We start from the raw sequence: 19,980 nt of genomic DNA, 5'->3' as shown, positions 1-19,980 counted from the left end.
TTTTTTTGAGGTGAGTTAATTAATGATCAATAAAAAAATGGTTTCAGTATTGATAGGTCTATTAATGATTGTAAGTATCGGTGCTTCAGCAGCTACGAGCACTACAGGTAATTACAGTGTTAGTCAAATAGGACAATCATCTGGAAACGTTAAGAATTATGTTGAGACTCAAAACAGTCTCCCAAGCAAGGTTTCTGTTGGAAATAAGAATGTTACAACTGCACAATTTTTATATCTGATGACTTCAGCAACATCCAACCTTGCAAAAAATAATAAAAACAGTATCTACTTTAAAAATGTTTCAAATCCAACAAGTCCATCTGAAACATTTAAAGGAGGAACCATAGACAAGAACACATATCTTTCAATGGCGAGTTCAGTTAATTCTTACATTGCAAAGTATGGAAAAGCACCGAATTACGTTACAACTGCCCAAGGGACTATTAAATACCAGTCCATGGTATACATGTACAGTAAAATCATGAATTACTACAAGATCAACAACAAGTTACCAACTAGTGTTACACTGAAATCATGGTACGCCCAAACTTTAGGTCCTGCAGCCACTGTTAACGCTACAAGTGGGTTTTTTAAGACTTCTGCTGTATTAGGATCCACAAGTTATGGGAAGGTTCTGAGATTAAGTCCTATAGGTACTGGAACAAATAAAGTAGCAATTATAATTGGTGTACATCCACTAGAAGTACAAACACATATTGCGATGTTAAATGCCATATACGCAATGTCTAAATCATTAAAAAACGTGCAAATTACTATATTTGATGTAATTGTTTACAATGGTGACAATTACGATACTGGTAGATCTCAAGGACAAACATTAGCAAGTAAGTATGTTGTGCCAAATATTGGAACTTCCTACAAGTTAGTAATGGATGTGCATGGAAATACTGGTAGGGGCGAAGAAGTATACAGTGGATATCCTAACTTTGTTTTTGCACCACTGCAAGATTCAAAATCTAACAGTTATGCTTCAAAAATTGCTAGTTCCCAGTACACAACTGGTTTAATTAACCATTATGTAAAAGGAACCAGTCCTATCTATGTGACAATTCCTATAGCAAAGAAAGGAATTCCAACCATAGTCTATGAACAATACGTTAATCAAGCAAATTATGCTAAGGTTATGTATTTACATGCAGTAGAAGTTTTAAAATCAATAAATTCTATATTTGCGTAAATAAAACTGTTTGAATCATTTTATTCAAACATTTTATTGTTCATAATTTTTTTTCTTCTTTTTTTAAATTCAGACTTTTAGCCTATTAAAATAAGTCATGTACCTAAATAGGGCAAAATAGAATCTAATCAAGAATAAATTTTAATAAAGTTTGGCCAACCTTATGTTCAAAAAAAATTGGGAAATATTAGAATTACTGATTGTATTCATTTTTTAAGGTGCCGTTGAGATGTGTTAAGATTTAATTCAACCATCTACTATCGTCTTTGTAGTCTGAACTGGTTTCGATATCATCCACAAAAATTTTCATTTTTTTCCGCCATCATCTTTTTGAGTTTTGATTGTCAGTAATGCATTGAAAGTTGCAGAATTTTTAGATAAACATCCAAAAAAAAGTTTCGTAGCGTATCCTGGTCTTGAAACCCATGAAAATCATCAAGTGGCAAGTTCCCAGATGTCACCAGGTTACAGGGGTGTACTTGCATTTGGACTTAATGCCGATCATTGATACCCACAACAACTTTGTTAGTCATTTGAATCTCATCACATCTGCAGTGTCACTGGGACACAATGAAAGCCGGATAGTTTTCGTAGGTGAAAATGACGAACGGCAGCACCTCTACCCAGAAAAGTTTCAAAATCGATTTTTCCGTTTGAGTGTGGGAATTGAAGATCCAAACGACCTAATCCAAGACATTTATCCAAGCATTGGACCAACTGGATGATGAAACAAATATCAATGAAAAATCAGTTTAACACCAATTGTAACTGGAACATGTAGATAAGAGGATCATCATTGATACATGTTATAATCCCTTGTCACCATATGGAAGTAATGATGATTTAAAATAGGACCTATGACTTTAGATCCTATTTTTAAAATGGCAGGGTGTTGTATGTTCCATGGAGTGTGAAGGTAGAAGTGTCCCAATTTTTGATCACACCCAAAGTGTTTTTGTATCCAGTTGCATCAGCTGAGTACCATTTACCATTCACATAGATATTTGCCCAAACATGTCCATACCAATGCCCACTTTCAATGAAGTGGCATGTCCCGTGTTTGTACCTTGCAGAAAAACCTGATACTCTTGCTAAGGCTACAACAAGATGTGCTGTGTCTGCACAATTACCTTTCAGTCGTTGCAGTGTGCCTGAAGCACCATACTTGGTGTTGTAGTAGAAAGAATATACAATGTTGTCTCGAACCCAATTTACAATGTTAACTGCCTGTTGATACCTTGAACTAGTACCAATTTTAAGAGAACTTGCAAGGGAATTCACAGTTAAAGCCGGCGTTGTTATCAACATTTTAGCCCTGTTTTGAGATTTGTTAAAATCATAGGTGTCTGAAGATACAGCTACCATGTTACTTACAACACTATTAAACGCCAGCATCCGAACGAAAATATGTAAAGTTATACTGGAACCGCTTTTAAGATAGGCAACAGTCCAGTTTCCAGTGGATGGATTGTAACTTCTGTTTTGGGAATAGGATACCGGAGCATAAACATTTGGGTCAAGCCCACAATTTACAACCACATTTTTAGCCGTGCTTGGTCCGCTATTTTTAACTGTAACTGCCACTACAAATGTATGAAGATATTTAACATTGTATTTAGCCGTGCTCTGGGTAACTTTGAGATCTGAAGCCCTTGGTATTGTTAAATTGAGTATTGAAAAGTTGTTAGTTGGATCGGTGTCAGTGAAGGATCCCGATGTAAAATTAGACATGACTGTGACTGTTCTGTCGTAGGTTAAAACTTGTTCAACAACATGAAGAACTGTTCGATTGCCAGTTGTTAAATTGTTTATGGACCAAATTCCCGTGTTAGGGTTATATAATCCTTTAGAATCATCTGAAATCCATTTAAGATAGGTTTTATTTAATTTTAATGCTAAATTAATATTGGAAACATTGTTTGGACCGTTATTTTTCACAATTACAACTAAAACAACATTTCTAAGATAATTTGGAGATGAATTAGATGCTGAACTTCGAACTGAAACATCAGCATCACCTGCTGATTGATAGGCTGGTGACTCTCCAACAGTTTTGGATACTAAATTTGAAGCTTTAAGAGTTTTAGGTGTAACAACTTGATCATTTGTGTTGTTTAGGGTTGAACTTGTGTTCAATGTGAGTTCTGTATCTTGGATTGATGCTGCTGAACTAACATTGAAATTTACTAAAAGCCCAACTCCGATGATTAGTAAGAAAATAATTAATGATTTTTTCTTGATCCTAGCTACCCCCAGATCCATGTAACTTATGAAACTTAAATTTACCCCTAAATTTACAATTATTTGTTATCTTGTCAGGATTATTTAAATCCTTGGAATAAAAAAAAGATTATTTCAAGTTTTAATTGTTAACTTGTTCATTAAAATAGAATTCAATCTTGTAGATATTGTAAAAAAAATAGATGTATGAATCAGCTCATTTAATCCTGAGTTTTGTATAGTTATCTGAAACTGATTCATTTAGGTTAATGTTTGTTTGTAGATAGCGTTTACAATTGTGCTGATATCACCGGAGTAAAGATACTGGTAGCCGTTGGAATGTAAATATTGGTCTGGATGTGCCAGTCCATCTTCCCTTCCAGGCAGACCTGTTTCAAAGATTCCATCTTTGTTAACATCAACTTGGTCTGGAAATCCGTTAGCTTCCCCATACTTTGGTGTGAAGTTGTCATCATGTGCCCTTGGTAAGAAGTCCAGTCCTGTGATCTGGGTTGAGGGTGGCCAGAAAATTGTGTAAACCTTTTTCGATGCCCTTAAATTTTTATACCAATCTAAACCCATTTCATAGAGTGTTCCTGCACAGGCACCTCCATAAATATCCACTATCAATGCATTTTTAGGTAGGTTAGTTTGTCCTAATACTGCGACATGAGAATTAGGGCCCAATCCCCAGTTTACAGCATACAATCCCAGTGCCCTTAGGCCTTTTACTATGCTGTTTATCCTTGCATTATCTGCAGTTTTATTGATGATGTTATCACTTGTGATGTAAACTGGTCTGAGTGCTATGACCTTTTTAAAGGTGGTTACAGACACGTAGTTTGGAAGTCTGTTCTGGACATTGTAAAAATCAATGATCTTACAGTAAGTATAAATCAAGTTGCTGTAGTCCATTCTGCCATTGCTGGTTTTGTATACACCCGGAACTTTATGATAGGTGTCCATGTAATTCTTTAAAGTTTTAGCTGCCTTTAGATACGCTGTTTTGTTGAAGTTTGAAGTTTTTATTGTTTCTGTTCCTGTTGTATTGGTCACTGATTTAAGTAAAATGCTTGTTGAGTCCTTGTAATTGATCTTTATGATTGCGGTTGTTAGAAGTTCTAAAAATTGAGGCATCTTAACCTTTGTTGATCCTATTGTAACATAACTAGGCAGTTTATGGTTTATGAGTATGGAATTTTTCACAGTTGTTGCAGCTGCCCTGATCTGAGCTGGCTTAAAGTACACCTTTTTAGTTGAGCTAACTAATTTAGTTTCAGTACTTTTAGTTGTGGTTTTTAAAGTTGCTGCACTGGTTACTGTTTGATTGGTTTTTGATACTGTTGTTTGGTTTGTACTTGCAGCTGAAGTATGGTCCATGGTGCCTTGCACCGTGAAAAATATCATGCACAACATCAGTACCGGTAGGACTAATTTAAGTCTAATGAAATCCCTCCCTAAATATAAAAGATTTAATTTATCAATTCTTAGACTAGATAATAAACCTTTTAATAAAATATTACTTATATTTGTTGTCAAAAATTTTTTTGATGTGCCTAATTATTTCTAATTAGTTTTTAATGGAATTTTATGGAAGTATTTGGATCATTTCTAAAATCCTTTGATTTATTCAAGTATTTATGAGTTTTAAATCGTTAGAAAATTTAGAAAAATAAAAAAAAATTTTAAAGTAAGTTATTTGGGAGATTTACTCGCAAATAATACTACTTTCAAGTTTTTTTAACTCTTTGATTGTGTTGCAATTGAACTCACAATATTAGCAATAACTCCAGAGTAGATGTAGTCATATCCATTTTTCTTTAAAAATTGATCTGGATGTGCTAAACCTTTGAATGATGATGGACTGTAGTTGTCATCATGTGCACGTACAAGGTAATTTAAACCAGTTATACACTTTGATGTTGGCCAGTAAACAGTGAATACTTTTTTACTGCCCTTCAATGATTTGTACCATGATGTTGCCATCTCATAAACGAGTCCAGCATCAGCCCCTCCATAGATATCTACTATCAGAGCATTTTTTGGAATATTAGCTGTAAGAGCTGTTATATGTGTATTTGGTCCTAGACCAAGAGCTTTAGCCCTTATACCAAGTGCATTTAAACCCTTTACTATGCTGTTTACCCTTGCATTGTCAATTGATGGGTTGTTTATGTTATCACTTGTGATGTAAACAGGTCTGTTGTTACCTGCATATAATTTAATCTTCAAATTCTGTGTAGCTAGTATCTTCTGGAACGTTGCTATTGGAACTTTTTTAGTTCCGTAGCTGATGTAGTTTGGTAGTCTGTAGTTAGTGTTGTAGAATTTCTGTGCTCTCTGGTAACCGTCTTTGATTTGTGCTGCAGTTAATCCTTCATTGTTGGATGATGTTACTTTGTGTGTAGTTGTTGTGTTATGTTTTACTGTAGTTGCTGTTTGATTAACAGAAGCTGCGCTACTGAAATTTGTACTAAAAATCATTGCCACACTAAATAGTAGTAGCACTGATAAAAGTAAACTTCGCTTAATTTTACCGCCTCCCTGTTTGATATACATAAAATAACTCGTTATTTTAGGGCATACCAAACCTAACACTGAATCACTTCAACCTACTATATAAAAGCTTTGGTTTATTTTCTTAAAAAAAGCCCTCAGAGAGCGATTTTTTTAATTTAAAAGTCCATCTGTGCTTTTTGAAATTAGGTTGTATTGATAAGCTTCTTCAGATATTATTTTCGGTTAACAACCGCTATTGTAACCCAGATCATATTAGTTACACATATTCAAACCCAATACCAATAGTGTGGATCAATTGATGCTGAAAAGAAAATCTGTATTAAAGTCGCTTTTAAATCTAAAAGTCAAATAAACTGTTTAATTAACAATTAAATCCCCATATTAGTCTATATTAAATAAGGACTATTTAGGTGTAAATTTGTGAAATTGGTAAAAATATTCGTTTTTCTTAAAATGAGTACAACTAATAGCTAAAATTTTTCAGGTTATATCATTATCAAAAAAAATGTGATCTAAATCAAAAAAAGTTATGTTGTTATGTGCGGGTTAGGAAATTTTGATGACAGTTTAGAGATCTCCATAAAAAATTTGTGTATATAAAAATTTCCACCAGTTCATACAACTTGGGAATTAAAACATGCAGATTAGTATAAAAAAAAGGTTTGAATTAAAACTGTGTTCCTTAAAAGAGGGAAAAGGGATATTTTATCCCCTTATAACTGTTCCGTAACTTTGTGTGTTGTTGAACATACTGGTTGTGAAGTAAGTTCTGTAGGGTACGTCGACCCATCTATTGTTGCTGTAGTACTGTACTGATCTGTGATTGCTTGAGTAAGCAGTTCCGTACTGTATGATTCTGCTTTTAACTCCTTTAGCAGTTAAGTGAGTGTACAAGTAGTCACTCATAGCCCAGCAATCTCCACTTCCAATCCGTTCCATATCCTTTCCTGTGTGTGCTGCACTGCTGTAACTATATTTAGATGCTTTTTTCATCACATCTGAAACTGCAGCTGCTGCAGAAACTACTTTAGGTTTTTTAATTGTTAAACCCTGGGTAGAAATGATCTGGTTAAACTGAGTTATGGAGTACTTGGTGCTGCCATAGCTTACTGTGTTTGGTAACCTTCCATTGTTGGCGTAGTACTTCTCTGCCCTCTTGATTCCATCCTTCATCTGAGCCAATGTTAATGGTGAAACTGTGAAACTTGTCTTTAAAAGTTTGTTACCTATTCCGTTCTCATCTTTAACAGTGCCAGAATGGATTGTAAGTGAATATTTACCAATTCCAAGTGCTTGCTTAGGAGTAATAGTGAGTGTATTACCTTTAACTTCCGTATTAACAGTTACTGACTTTCCTGTTCCTTTCTTTAGAACAACCCATACTTTTCCAGATTTCACTGTTTTATTATATTTAACCTTGATTGATTGACTATCATGTATTATAGCGTTATTTGCAGGATCAACGCTTGAAACCTTCAGTGTAGCATTTGATGATGCTGCAGCTGATGTATTTACATTCAAAATAAGTGCTAAACTAAATAGCAGTAACACTGACATGAACAATTTTCGCTTAATTATATCGCCTCCGTATACAACCCATCAAAAAAAGTTTTTGATACTTCTATATTTTGATGGAAAATATGCTAATAAATAGTCACATTACAATTGCTTATAAATGTTTTGGTTTAAAATAGTAAAAAAGGCATTCTTAGGGCTATTTTTTTAATTTAAAATGCATTTAGAGGTTTTTGAAACAACTTTGTTCGTTTAAGCTCACTGCGTTGATATTATAACTAAATAAGCCCTAATAAAACTATTTTTCCTTAAATTATTCTGATTTATACCTTTTCTTAACATGGGTAATACCTCCTAATTGTCAAAGTAGTAATAAACAGTTATTGAACAACAAACAAACAGTTAATATGCACATAAAACAAGTTTAATCTTTCTTAATCCAATATTATTGCTAATTAACTACTGATAATTGATTTACTTCAAATGATGGTTAAATATCCCTAACTTTAAAAAAACTATCAGTTATTACATGAATCCCAAATCGATTAAATTAATTTTTTTGCATGTAATATATATTAGTAAGAAAAGTTTAGTAAGAAAGGTGTTTGAACATAATAAATTGATAGGATTATTTTTTTAATATATCATTCTTCATTAATTTTCATGGACAAGGTTTATTTAAACAAAAACAAATTCAATTAATTGTTAGTTTAAAAATTGTCAGATTAAGAATGATTAGACAATGATCCAATCAACATTATCTGACCATTCAGATCATATAAAATTAAAATTTAACTTTTAGTGGAGATAATACAAGATGAAACGTTTATATTCAAAGGATTTGGGTATAATATTCCTTTTAACAGCTTTATATATCATTTTAATATCCTTTCCTAATTTCAGTGGGAAGTACATACTGGACATGGTATTCTTTGCACTTTTCTTCCTGTTTATAGGGTACTCTTTAATAGCTTTAATTAGGCCTGAAGAAGATTATAAAGACATATTACGTAAACCCGTACTTTTACTTGAGTTCAGTGTTTTGCTTACTCTGACTGTGAGTATCATTCTCATGTTTTCGTACCTTGGTCTCAAGATCAGATCGCTCGTGATGGTGCTTTCAGTAGTTATCATGGTAATGTCCATATCTGCATATATTCGAAGAATAAATCATTACAACTCTCTGAAGTATGAAAAAGCAACTGGAAGGGAAGGGGTTGATGCAGTTTCACAAAACATTAAGACACTGACAAAATCATCAGTTGAATCTGCAGAACTTCCAAATGAAACACCTGTACCTAAATCAGAAAGTTATCCCGTTGAAAACCAAGGTCCAAACTCGGAACCTGATAAATTGGTTGTAACAGAGGACAACATCCGTGAAAAATTCATAAAAAAAGTTGAAGAAGAGGAAAAACCTGTAAAAACTTCAAAATCTGCAACTGCCGGTAAAAAAGTCTACTTAGATCTTGTAATAATTGATCTGTTGAGTATTTTTGTTTTGATAACCTACTTCGTTAAAATACAAAATATTGGTGTGGTTTCCTACTTCATTGGTTTGTTGTACATGTTATTTTTGGTTGGTTACCCAGTAACCAGAATATTTTTCGCTGGAAAAAACAGTATCAGCAAGAAGTCATTGATAGGCATAAGTATTGGACTAAGTTTACCCATAACCTCAATTATTGGAACAGTACTTAACAGCACCCCCTACGGACTCAGTGTTCACAACATCCTATTCCCACTGGCTGTTTTAACCCTTATTTTAAGTTTGTATGCTAATAAAAGAGTTAAATCTTTTAAAAATTAGTTGTGGAGTTATGTTCTGATCAAGAGTTTTCCTAAATCCCCTTTTTTTGTTGCAGAAGAACACTCATATACAGTTTGAACAAAATTTTAGTTTAGGTAAATATTATATAATATTAAAAATAGATTTTAGAGCAGTCACCCGCAGGATGCTCAAAGCGGGTTAATAAATTATTGGGGATACTTAAATGGACAAGGATTATAAATTAACAGCTGTATTAATACCTATAATATTGATTTTGAGTTTGACCCTCTACTTCTTTCCAGAGTCCAGTGGAATGGTAACTAATTTCACAGCACCAGTTGTTAATCAAACTAACAACACCACAATTAATCAAACTGCTTCAAATTCAACTGCAGTAGAATCAGCTACAAGCACCCAGAACACTCAAACTAGCCAGTCAACTGATACCAGCTACAACTCAAATAGTGGTTCAGATTCAGGATCTGGAGATACACCAACCGAACCTACCGAACCAACTGACCCTACAGAACCAACAGATCCAACCGAACCAACTGACCCTACAGATACTGGTAACGGATCCTAGATATCCAAACTCTTTTTTTCCTCTTTTTTTGTACTTCAAAATCAAGACAGTGCACCAAAGGGCCCGTGTTCATTACATTTGAATCACAATATGAAACTTCACACTGCATGCTATTAGTCCTAGGATTATTTTGTTTGATCACTGCAAAAACAGTTCCTTTAAGTTTCAGATAAATAAATGTGAATAGAATCACAAAGATATTTTTTCTAGTATATATTAGAGTGAATTAGTTCTTGAACTAACAAACATTTGTATAATTTATTTGAATTAAACAAAAGTTTAAGGGAGATAATTTAATGAGTGGGTGGGAATTGTGGATGAAAAAATTTTGAAACCTTATAAAAAATATTTTGTAATGATAGTAATTTTGTTTGGATTGAGTTTAACTATTTCTTTGAATGTTAACTGTGTATCTGCAAGTTCTGCAGGAATTTATGTGGCACCCAACGGTCATGACACCTGGAATGGTCAGAGCCCAACTTGGAATGGTAAGTCCGGCCCTAAAAAAACCATTAAAAATGCCGTTGGTACCGTTTCAAGCGGAGGAACTGTTTTTATTGCTAGTGGAACCTACTACGAACATGGTATTATAATTTCCAAGAGCATGAAACTAACAGGAAAAAGTTCTAAAACCACGGTAGTAAACGGTCAAAATTCAGGAAGTATATTTACTATTAAATCTGGATTTACAGTTAAAATAAGCAATTTGAGAATGAGTAATGGAAGGGGAAGTACTGTTGGTGCACTTCATAACTCTGGGCAAACAACCCTAACATCCACCTCGTTTACAGGGAACATTGCTAAAAATAGTGGTGGTGCAATATACAACAAGTACGGGAGTCTCAGCATTATAAATTCCTCATTCACAAGTAACGGTGCAACATCGGGCTTTGGAGGTGCTATTTATAATCAAGCATATCTTGCTATCATGAACACCAACTTCACAAGCAACAAAGCTGTTACTGGTGGCGGTGCTATTTTTAACGTTGGAAAACTATCAATTTCAAGCTGTAACTTCAATTACAATCATGTTACTGGTGGTGGAGCAGCACTTAGAAATTTCAGAGGCACCGTACAAATAACTTCCTCCAAATTCACAGGAAATACTGTTAATGGCGGTGGTGGTGCTCTTTTCAATGAGAATGGAGGTTCAACCAAAACCAGTTTAAGTACCATGCTTGTTAAAAATTGTATTTTTAATAGCAACAAAGCAAATAGTGGAGGTGCCATTGACAACAACTACGGAAAGCTCATGGCGAGTTCATGTAACTTCACCAACAACTACGCAAGTAGTAAAGGTGGAGCTTTGGTAAACTACCATGGATCATTAACGTTAACCAGTTGCACAGGTAAAAATAATGGAGCCTACAATCTAGGTGGTTTCCTCTACAATGCAGATAACCTGCTACAGATAGTTAAATCAAACTTCTTAAACAACCATGTTTTGAAAGGCAGCGGCGGTGTTATCTACAACTACCACGCTCCAATTACCATAAGTTACACTAATTTCAAGTACAACACAGCCCGAGGAGGTAAGGATTGTGGTTACGGTGGAGCAATACACAGTTACATGGCACAGATAACTGCAAATAACTGCCTATTTCTCGAAAACAGTGCAACAACAGGGGGCGGTGCAATAGTAAACGATGAAGGATCATCTTTAACTGTGAAAAATTCCAACTTCCTAAGCAACTCAGCCACCGGAAGTGGTGACGGACTCTACGGTAATGGTGGAGGAATATTCTCCTACAATGCCCAATGTTGGGTTTCTAACTCAAACTTTACAGGTAACTCTGCAAAAGTAGGTACCAGAGGAGGAGGTGCCATTGATATACTTGGAACTGGATATGTGAGCCACAGTGTTGCAAGTGTTGATCACTGCGTCTTCAAAAACAACCAAGCATCCATGGGTGGAGCGATTCATGTGGAGACAGGTAGTTTAACAGTTAAGTACAGTACCTTGACAGGCAACACAGGCAAAAGTGGAGGTGCCATCTACACCATACATGGTGCTTTAACTGCAACCTACAACAACATCAACTACAACACAGCTTTAAGCAATGGAGCTGCAATATTCAACAGCGGACACGACATCACTGTCACCCACAACAACATCATGGAAAACACCGGACCCAATGAAATTTACAGTCCAAACAACAGTTACGCAACTAACAAGGCAGTTGTTGATGCCAGGTACAACTGGTGGGGATCAGACTCAAATCCATCAGAAAATGTTTCAAATCCAGGAAACTCCGTACTAGTAAATCCATGGCTTTCTAAACCAATATAAAGATAGTTGTTCAAGTTCAGGTTGTTCCAATTTATTTAACAAATTTTATTGGAAACCCCCTCTATTTCTTATTTTTATTATTTTAATAACCACAAAAGATAACATCTAAAAACTTGATATAATCTTTATAAAAAGGATTTCATTTGAGGTGAATTAATGAAAGTAATGATTATTGGTTCTGAAGGTATGTTAGGTCATGATTTGGTTGCTGTTTTATCTCCACTACATGAGGTCGTCACAACAACCATAGACACATTGGATATTACTGATATTGATAAAACAATAAAAACAGTGAAAAAAAACAATCCAGATGTGCTTATTCACGCCGCTGCAATAACAGATGTGGATGGAAGTGAATCAAACCCTGATTTAGCCTACAAAGTTAATGCAATAGGTACAAGAAACGTTGCTGTAGCATGTAAAGAGGTTGGTGCTTCCATGGTTTACATTTCAACAGACTATGTTTTTGATGGTACCAACACAACTCCATACAACGAATATGATCAAACCAAACCATTGGGAGTCTACGGTAAAACCAAACACACCGGTGAAACCTATGTTCGTGACACCTTAAGCAAGTTTTACATCGTTCGAACTGCATGGTTATATGGATATCATGGTCCAAACTTTGTAACAACCATGTTAAACCTGGCAAAAAATACCAAAGACATCTCTGTTGTGGATGATCAAGTTGGATCACCTACCTACACAGTAGACCTTGCAAACGCAATATCCACCATTATCAACAGATCATCCTACGGAATTTACCACTTCACCAACACAGACCATTGTTCCTGGTTCGACTTTGCAACTGAGATCTTTAAACAGGCAGGGGTTGAAGTCAACTTAAAACCTGTTACAACAGAAGAATTCCCACGACCAGCACCAAGACCAAAATATTCAGTTTTAAACCATTACAGCTGGAAAATGGAAGGATATCCACCTATAAGAAACTACAAAGAAGCACTTAAAGATTACATGAAATTATTAGGGCACTGATTACTTTTTTTATCATATAGCTAAAGAGAATTTAAATAATCTACTGGTTGAAAAAAAAGTTTAGGAGAAAATTAAAAATGAAGGGAATAATACTTGCAGGTGGTTCAGGCACTAGGCTTTACCCAATTACCAAGGCAGTTTCTAAACAGTTACTTCCAATCTATGATAAACCCATGATCTACTATCCTTTATCAGTTTTGATGCTGGCAGGAATAAGGGAAATACTCATAATTTCAACTCCAACAGACCTTCCAAGGTACAAAGAACTTCTTGGAGATGGAACAGATTTGGGTGTTGAATTCTCTTACAGAGTACAGGACGAACCCAGAGGTCTTGCAGATGCTTTTATTGTGGGTGAAGATTTCATTGGAGAAGAAAGTGTGGCACTGGTACTTGGAGACAACATATTCCACGGCCACAGATTCAGTGAAATTCTTAAAAGAGCAGCATCACTCGATAAGGGTGCAGTTATCTTTGGTTACTATGTGAAAAATCCAAGGCCCTTTGGTGTGGTTGAATTTGATGAAGAGGGAAATGTTCTGTCAGTGGAAGAAAAACCTGAAAACCCCAAAAGTAACTACGTTGTTCCAGGACTTTACTTCTACGATAACTCAGTCATAGATATTGCCAAAAACATTGCACCATCAGACAGGGGAGAAATAGAAATAACCTCTGTAAACGACGAATACCTTAAAAGGAAAGAGTTGAAGGTTGAACTTCTAGGAAGGGGAATGGCTTGGCTTGACACAGGAACCCATATAGGACTCTTAGAGGCAAGTAACTATGTTGAAGCCATACAAAAAAGACAGGGCTTTTACATCGCATGTTTAGAGGAAATATCATTCAACAATGGATGGATCGATGAAGATATCGTGCTAAAATCTGCAGAATCACTCGAAAAAACAGATTACAGTAAATATTTAGTTGAACTTGTAAAAAGGAATGGAAACGACATTTAATCTTCCTATTTTTTTGGAATATTCTTCTTGACTCAATTAAATATTTGTTAAATGAATATAGAGCTTGAACATGTGTAAATTTAAATAAAATTATCATCTACTGTTTAAATCATAAATATTCGTGCATATATTAATTAGAATAACTATTTGGTGTATTAAAATGGGATTTGCGGATTATATTAAGGCTAATGAAGAAGTTCATAAGGCAGGTTCAGAGGTAAAATATTTATTTTGTGAAAAAGAAGGTGCTGATAAACTTATCGTAACGTTTCCAGGATTCACTAACTCTGGTAAATTCAAATATCGTTATGTGAGAACTCTGCAAGATGTTAACGCACACAGACTTTTTTTATTAGATGAATTCGGTGTGCGTGGATGTTATCTCCTTGGCCATCACAGAAGCTTCAAGATCGAAACTGTTGTTATGTCCCTTATAACATCAATGCTCAAAAAATACGGCTTGAAAATTGATGATGTTATACTTCAAGGATCGTCGAAAGGTGGATGGATGGCCCTTTACTACGGCATTAAATACAGATTTGGACATGTTATTGCTGGCGGACCCCAAACTAAGATGGGTGACTTCTTGATCAAAGAAGATGTTGAGATACAACCAGATGAAAAAATTCATGTTTTCAGTAAGGTGCGGGTGGCAGATTACATAGCCGGAGGTCATGAACACGGAGATTTAACCTATTTAAACAACTTACTTTACGAACAGTTGTACCGAGATCCTGAAGATTTTCCAATGATCTACATTCATGTGGGTAAGGGGGATTCGCATTTCGAAAACCATATAAAACCATTTGTAACCCAGTTAGATATTAATAACATCAAATATGAGCTAGACATACAAGAGTATCATGAACATAACGATCTAGGAATATTTTACCCTAAATTTCTACTTAAAACATTGCAAACAATAGACGATAAACTCATACCCCAGAGGATGAAAATTTAGGTACAGAGCAATAAGAAAACTCTAAATTCAACTATATCTAAAAAAAAAAAAAGAATTGAATAGATGATGAGTAACAAAATAGATTAATTTCAACTGTTTAAATAAATAAAATCTTCATTTGTAAACTTCAAATATATTTTTTTATTAAACCATTGAGGTTCCATATGCCGAAAATGTTTAAATTAGTTTCTAAAAACGGTTTAAGAATGATTAAATACAGTCTACACGATGACTACAGTTTATTTAAACACGAACTTCAACGTGCAAAGGCTAAAATCTTCAAACCACAAAACAAAATCGAAAACAAGCGGCCTGAAATGAATCTCCTTGAAAAAAAAGAGAAATACAACGAATTAATCAAGCATAATAACGAATTAACGGATTTATTTTTATTTAAAGATGATTCTCCCAAGGTTTCAATCATCATAAACTTGGACAGTTCCTGTGATCTAAACAGCTTGTTTAACAAGTTTCATCACAACCTAGTTTATCCCAATTTTGAAGTCATTGTCATCGCTGATCATTTAGCCGAAGATACTGGAGAATTTATTTCAAAACTCAAAAACCAGTTTTCAGTGGATTTAATTGAAAATTCTAATGGCAGATCCTACGCCGAAATACACAACAGCACAGTTGAAAGTGTAAATGGAGAATACTTACTGTTTTTAGATGGTAACCTCAAACCTACATATGGATGGTTGAATAGTTTAATGCAAACAACATTGGAAAATAGGAACACAGGATGTGTTGGTGCCAAAATAGTTAATCCAAACCTGGAAGATGGTCCCAATAATTTCAAAATTCAAAGTATTGGTGCAGAGTTTGTTGAAACCAAAAATGGAAATTTCATAGTGTCTGAAATGGCCAACGGTTTAGATCCTAACGAAGAAATTTGTATGAAACAGAATTTAAGGGCAGCTGTTAACAAGAAAGCATTTCTCATAAGTAAAGCCCTGTTTTTAGAGGTTGGTGGTTTTGATGAATCGTACCAAAACTGTTTTGAAAGCATTGATCTCTCTTTAAAACTCTTAAAAAAGGGTTATTCAAATATTTACAACCCAAATTCCATTATATTTAACTGTTTAAATCCAGATAATTCTCCAAGTAGAAATGAAAAGGATGATCTGATCCTTTTTAACAACAGATGGAACCAATTTTTACGAGGGAATGTGTTGTTGGATAAAATTGAAACCAGCCATGTTTTCAGTTTGGAGAAACTCAAGGTTGCATTTGCAGTGAGTGAAAGTGGAGAACATGCTTCTGCAGGGGATTATTTCACTGCAAAAGAGTTTGGTGAAGCCATTAAAAGTTTAGGATGGGACGTGTGCTTTTTACCTAGAAATGGTCCTGATTATTGGTATGACCTTGATGATGTGGATGTTGTTATCTCACTCTTGTACACCTTTGATCCTCGAAGGATACGTAGTTCTAGGGGATCACTCATAAAAATTGCATGGCCACGTAATTGGTTTGATAGGTGGACCTTTTTTCCATGGTTTGGAAATTACGATCTAGTTCTAGTACCGAGCAAAATTTCCCAAATGTTTGTGAAGGAACACAGTGGTAAGGATGCAACTTTGGTGCCACTTGCAACCAATCCCAACAGGTTTAACAATGAAATACCGGAATCTGAAGATTATTACAGTGACTACTGTTTCACAGGCAGTTACTGGAACGATTATAGAGAAATTATCGATCTTCTCGATCCAGATAAGCTTCCGTACAAGTTTAATCTGTATGGTAAGAACTGGGAGTTAATACCTAAATTTAAACCCTACCACAGGGGATTTATAAATTATATCAACATTCCCAAACTTTATGCTTCAACAAAAATCGTTATAGACGATGCAAACAGTGCAACAAAGGCTTATGGCTCTGTAAACAGCAGAGTTTATGATGCACTTGCCTGCGGAACCCTGGTACTGACCAATGGCAAGTTGGGTGCTTTAGAAATTTTTGGGGAAGATTTACCGGTTTTTGAAACTGAAACTCAATTAAACAATTTGCTCAACCATTTTCTTGAAGTTGATGAGGATAGGATCGATCTTGTTGAAAAATTACAGAAATTTGTAGTTGAAAACCATACCTACTTTAACAGGGCACTACAACTTAAAAAAACATTGATTGAATACCTACACAGTAAACAAAGTTAATATATTAAAATCCAATGATATCTCATTAAAAATTTATTATTCTAAAACTTATTAAAAAATGTAAATTTACTTATCATAATTCTAATTAGGTGTTAATAACATGAAAAAAGGAACTCAAACCATTGGAAACTACGTGGAAAAAACCAGTTTAAAGGAGTATCCAAGAAAGATTGGTCGAAAGTTAAAGTATAAAATCAAAGGAGTAGGTAAATCCAAAGTACAACACCGCAGTTTCAGAGATTTCACAGGATTTCTCTCAAATTCTGTTATTTCCCCCATGATAATGGCCCCATTTCGTGAACAGGATAAAAGATGTTTTGCCACCATGGAAAATATTACCAAGTATTTAACATTAAATTCTCTGACAAACCAAGATGAAATGGTTACAGTCATACTTCCAGTTTACAACAGAATAGACACTGTTAAGAGTTCGATTGAATCCGTGCTTAACCAGTCCTACAGAAATTTTGAACTAATAGTAGTCGATGATGGCAGTGATGATGGTTCAAAGGAATTGTTAGAATCACTGAAGGATGAAAAAATAACACTGCTTCACAACACTACACGTAAAGGAGTTTCTAAAGCTAGAAATAGGGGTCTGGAAGTTGCAAAAGGAAAGTACGTGGCTTACCTTGATTCTGACAACTTGTGGGATCCAAGATATCTTGCAGCGATGGTGGGGGCTTTTAAAAGGTTGGCAGATGCCGAAGTTGTGTACAGTGGCCAGTATCTTTTTAAGGGAAATGCTCAAAATCCATACGCTGTTCGTTTTGGAAGTTTTAACAGATCCCTGTTAAACAACCGTAACTACATCGATATTAACTCCCTATGCCACAAAAAGGAACTAACTGATCGGATTGGAGGTTTTGATGAGTCCCTTGTTAGGCTGGTTGATTACGACCTTATTTTACGCATGTCTGAAAACGCTCAGATCTACTCGGTTCCAGTTATTCTATCCCACTACTACTACGATAATGCCGATAACACCATCACAAACATTCCAGGTTACGTGCACTACCTTGATATCGTGCGTGAAAAAAATCTGAAGAGAAGGGATGAAAGAATGGAATCTCCTCTTTTAGAGATTTTAGATCGTGGTGTGAGCATTATAATTCCGAGTTATGAGGCATTAGAAGATATTAAAGAATGTATTGAAGCCATAGAAGAACAGTATCCTGAGGCTGTTGAGATCGTTGTTGTGGACAACAATTCTGAGGGTGCAGTTGTGGAGTTCCTGAAAAAATTAGAAGATGAATCTAGGATCAAACTCATATTAAACCCTGTTAACTACGGTTTTACCTATGCAGTTAATCAGGGAATAGAAATTTCCAAACCTGAAAATGATATTCTTTCAATGAACAACGATGCAATTTTAACACCAGGATCGATTGAAGCCCTTCAAAAAACAGCTTACAACCTTTCAGATGCAGGTGTTGTTGTTCCTCAACAAGTACTGCCCCCTGAAACTAAAACCATCAATGAACATGTTCCATTTGCATATCCACAGTACGAATGTGATGTTAACCTTTCTAAGGCACATGATAACATCATAAATGTTCCTGTTTTCCATTCTGGAAGTGTTGTGGAACTGAGTTTTGCACCATTTTTCTGTGCCTACATCAAAAGATCTGTTTTCGATGATTCAGTGGGATTAGACCCTGAAAATGGTAGACATTACCGTTCAGACCGTATCTTCTGCAACTACGTAAGACACATCATGAAGTTAAAGGTTTACTACGTTGAAAAGGCTGTGGTTTATCACAAACTGCAAAAATCTACAGACGATCTTAAAAATCAACCTAAAAAGGGTGCAGATTATGATGTGATGTTCCAAAAAAACAGGTGGGAACCTGAAAATGCAGAGAAATTAGGTTATAAAACACCTGTATGGGATTTTTAAAAGCCTAAATCTCTTCAAGAACCCAATTAACAGATAATAGTTTCTTATCTATTATCTTTACTTGAATTATATTTTTAATTTTTTTTATTAACTTCAAATACTACGTTTGGATTAATGTAACGTCCACGTTTTTCTGTTGCTTTACCATATTGAATAGCCCTTTTAGGACAACGGTTTATACATGCGGTACAATGACTGCATTTATCCTTTGTCCATTCTGGTTTTCCATTTTCAAGTTTTATTGCCATTTCTGGACAAATTTCTTCACAGAGGGCACAGCCGTTGCATGCATCTGTAGTATAAAATTTTTCGGTGTTACGCCTCATTCCATACAATTTATAGATTAATGGTGTTAATATGGCAATTATACCATGTTTAGAAAAATTACCCTTCTTATTAGTTTTAAGAAGTTTTTTTATGTTTTCTATCTGTTTTTCTGCAACTTGAAGTTTGGATTTCTCTTTTTCAGCATCGTAAGTATCGTATATCATGACGTAGTTAGAGGGCATCTCAACAGAAAATGCACTGCTTAACTCTAGATCCTTGGTTTGAAGCTGGTTGGCCACCATTTTATCTGCACGCCCAATTGAGGATCCACATGTAACTACTGTGTATATGAATGGTTGGTTGGAATTATCTATTGTTAATTTTTCCATAAATTGCTCTACAATTGTTGGCAGTCCATTGAAGTAGACTGGAAAAATTATTCCAACCTTTTCACCATCCACTGTTTGGTATTTAAATTGTTTCTTGTTCAACGCATCTGTTATGTTGATGAGTTCTCCACCTTCTGTTTCCTGTAATTTTTGTGCAACATACAACGAGTTTCCAGTGCCTGAAAAGTAAAATATCATAAATTATTCCCCCTTTTTAACTGTAATAGTATTTATTATCCCTAAAAAGTCTACTCA

The 19,980-nt window shown here is 34.9% G+C and carries 16 protein-coding genes; 11 read left to right on the top strand and 5 right to left on the bottom strand.

Annotation, left to right across the window (positions count from 1 at the left end; translation table 11 throughout):
• The first annotated feature begins 22 nt into the window (after window positions 1-22).
• The 3 genes from METBO_RS04695 to METBO_RS14020 all read left to right on the top strand — a co-directional run bounded on the left by METBO_RS04695 (window position 23) and on the right by METBO_RS14020 (window position 1,923).
• Window positions 23-1,198, top strand: coding sequence for a pseudomurein-binding repeat-containing protein (locus tag METBO_RS04695; RefSeq protein ID WP_013644527.1), 1,176 nt, complete (start codon window positions 23-25; stop codon window positions 1,196-1,198).
• 337 nt (window positions 1,199-1,535) lie between these two features.
• Complete coding sequence (locus METBO_RS14025) at window positions 1,536-1,706, top strand: PLP-dependent aspartate aminotransferase family protein (protein ID WP_265101216.1); 171 nt, start codon at window positions 1,536-1,538, stop codon at window positions 1,704-1,706.
• The gene (locus METBO_RS14020; RefSeq protein ID WP_052296786.1) at window positions 1,693-1,923 is read left to right on the top strand and encodes a PLP-dependent transferase; all 231 of its coding nucleotides are present in this window, start codon (window positions 1,693-1,695) and stop codon (window positions 1,921-1,923) included. Before METBO_RS14025 ends, METBO_RS14020 begins: the two co-directional genes overlap by 14 nt.
• A gap of 151 nt (window positions 1,924-2,074) precedes the next feature.
• On the opposite strand, the gene METBO_RS13910 is transcribed toward METBO_RS14020, so the two are convergent.
• The 4 genes from METBO_RS13910 to METBO_RS12620 form a co-directional block, all read right to left on the bottom strand.
• The gene (locus tag METBO_RS13910; RefSeq protein WP_013644526.1) at window positions 2,075-3,460 is read right to left on the bottom strand and encodes a transglutaminase domain-containing protein; all 1,386 of its coding nucleotides are present in this window, start codon (window positions 3,458-3,460) and stop codon (window positions 2,075-2,077) included.
• Between the two features lie 219 nt (window positions 3,461-3,679).
• The gene (locus METBO_RS04680) at window positions 3,680-4,798 is read right to left on the bottom strand and encodes a hypothetical protein (RefSeq protein WP_048186362.1); all 1,119 of its coding nucleotides are present in this window, start codon (window positions 4,796-4,798) and stop codon (window positions 3,680-3,682) included.
• A 360-nt stretch (window positions 4,799-5,158) separates the two neighbouring features.
• Window positions 5,159-5,977, bottom strand: coding sequence for a pseudomurein-binding repeat-containing protein (locus tag METBO_RS04675; protein ID WP_144017514.1), 819 nt, complete (start codon window positions 5,975-5,977; stop codon window positions 5,159-5,161).
• A 666-nt stretch (window positions 5,978-6,643) separates the two neighbouring features.
• The gene (locus METBO_RS12620; RefSeq protein ID WP_013644524.1) at window positions 6,644-7,495 is read right to left on the bottom strand and encodes an Ig-like domain-containing protein; all 852 of its coding nucleotides are present in this window, start codon (window positions 7,493-7,495) and stop codon (window positions 6,644-6,646) included.
• A 775-nt stretch (window positions 7,496-8,270) separates the two neighbouring features.
• On the opposite strand from METBO_RS12620, the gene METBO_RS12615 reads away from it, so the two are divergent.
• From METBO_RS12615 to METBO_RS04630, 8 genes are all read left to right on the top strand, one after another.
• Window positions 8,271-9,263: a DUF1616 domain-containing protein gene (locus METBO_RS12615; protein ID WP_013644523.1), complete on the top strand. Its 993-nt coding sequence runs from the start codon at window positions 8,271-8,273 to the stop codon at window positions 9,261-9,263.
• A gap of 184 nt (window positions 9,264-9,447) precedes the next feature.
• Window positions 9,448-9,807: a hypothetical protein gene (locus tag METBO_RS04660; RefSeq protein WP_013644522.1), complete on the top strand. Its 360-nt coding sequence runs from the start codon at window positions 9,448-9,450 to the stop codon at window positions 9,805-9,807.
• A 313-nt stretch (window positions 9,808-10,120) separates the two neighbouring features.
• On the top strand, window positions 10,121-12,097 hold the full coding sequence (locus METBO_RS04655) for a hypothetical protein (RefSeq protein WP_013644521.1): 1,977 nt from the start codon (window positions 10,121-10,123) through the stop codon (window positions 12,095-12,097).
• A gap of 156 nt (window positions 12,098-12,253) precedes the next feature.
• A complete protein-coding gene (gene rfbD, locus METBO_RS04650; protein WP_013644520.1) occupies window positions 12,254-13,096 on the top strand; it encodes a dTDP-4-dehydrorhamnose reductase in 843 nt (280 codons plus the stop codon).
• A gap of 77 nt (window positions 13,097-13,173) precedes the next feature.
• Window positions 13,174-14,055: a glucose-1-phosphate thymidylyltransferase RfbA gene (rfbA, locus tag METBO_RS04645; protein ID WP_013644519.1), complete on the top strand. Its 882-nt coding sequence runs from the start codon at window positions 13,174-13,176 to the stop codon at window positions 14,053-14,055.
• A gap of 160 nt (window positions 14,056-14,215) precedes the next feature.
• The gene (locus METBO_RS04640; protein ID WP_013644518.1) at window positions 14,216-15,016 is read left to right on the top strand and encodes an accessory Sec system protein Asp2; all 801 of its coding nucleotides are present in this window, start codon (window positions 14,216-14,218) and stop codon (window positions 15,014-15,016) included.
• A 164-nt stretch (window positions 15,017-15,180) separates the two neighbouring features.
• On the top strand, window positions 15,181-17,169 hold the full coding sequence (locus METBO_RS04635; protein ID WP_013644517.1) for a glycosyltransferase family protein: 1,989 nt from the start codon (window positions 15,181-15,183) through the stop codon (window positions 17,167-17,169).
• 100 nt (window positions 17,170-17,269) lie between these two features.
• Window positions 17,270-19,069, top strand: coding sequence for a glycosyltransferase family 2 protein (locus tag METBO_RS04630; protein ID WP_013644516.1), 1,800 nt, complete (start codon window positions 17,270-17,272; stop codon window positions 19,067-19,069).
• A 74-nt stretch (window positions 19,070-19,143) separates the two neighbouring features.
• Here the strand turns inward: METBO_RS04630 and METBO_RS04625 are convergent, their stop codons facing one another.
• Window positions 19,144-19,923: an EFR1 family ferrodoxin gene (locus METBO_RS04625; protein WP_013644515.1), complete on the bottom strand. Its 780-nt coding sequence runs from the start codon at window positions 19,921-19,923 to the stop codon at window positions 19,144-19,146.
• Between the last annotated feature and the right edge of the window lie 57 nt (window positions 19,924-19,980).

It is taken from the genome of Methanobacterium lacus (assembly GCF_000191585.1).
Lineage (GTDB): Archaea > Methanobacteriota > Methanobacteria > Methanobacteriales > Methanobacteriaceae > Methanobacterium_B > Methanobacterium_B lacus.
This window is presented reverse-complemented; position numbering and strand designations above follow the sequence as displayed.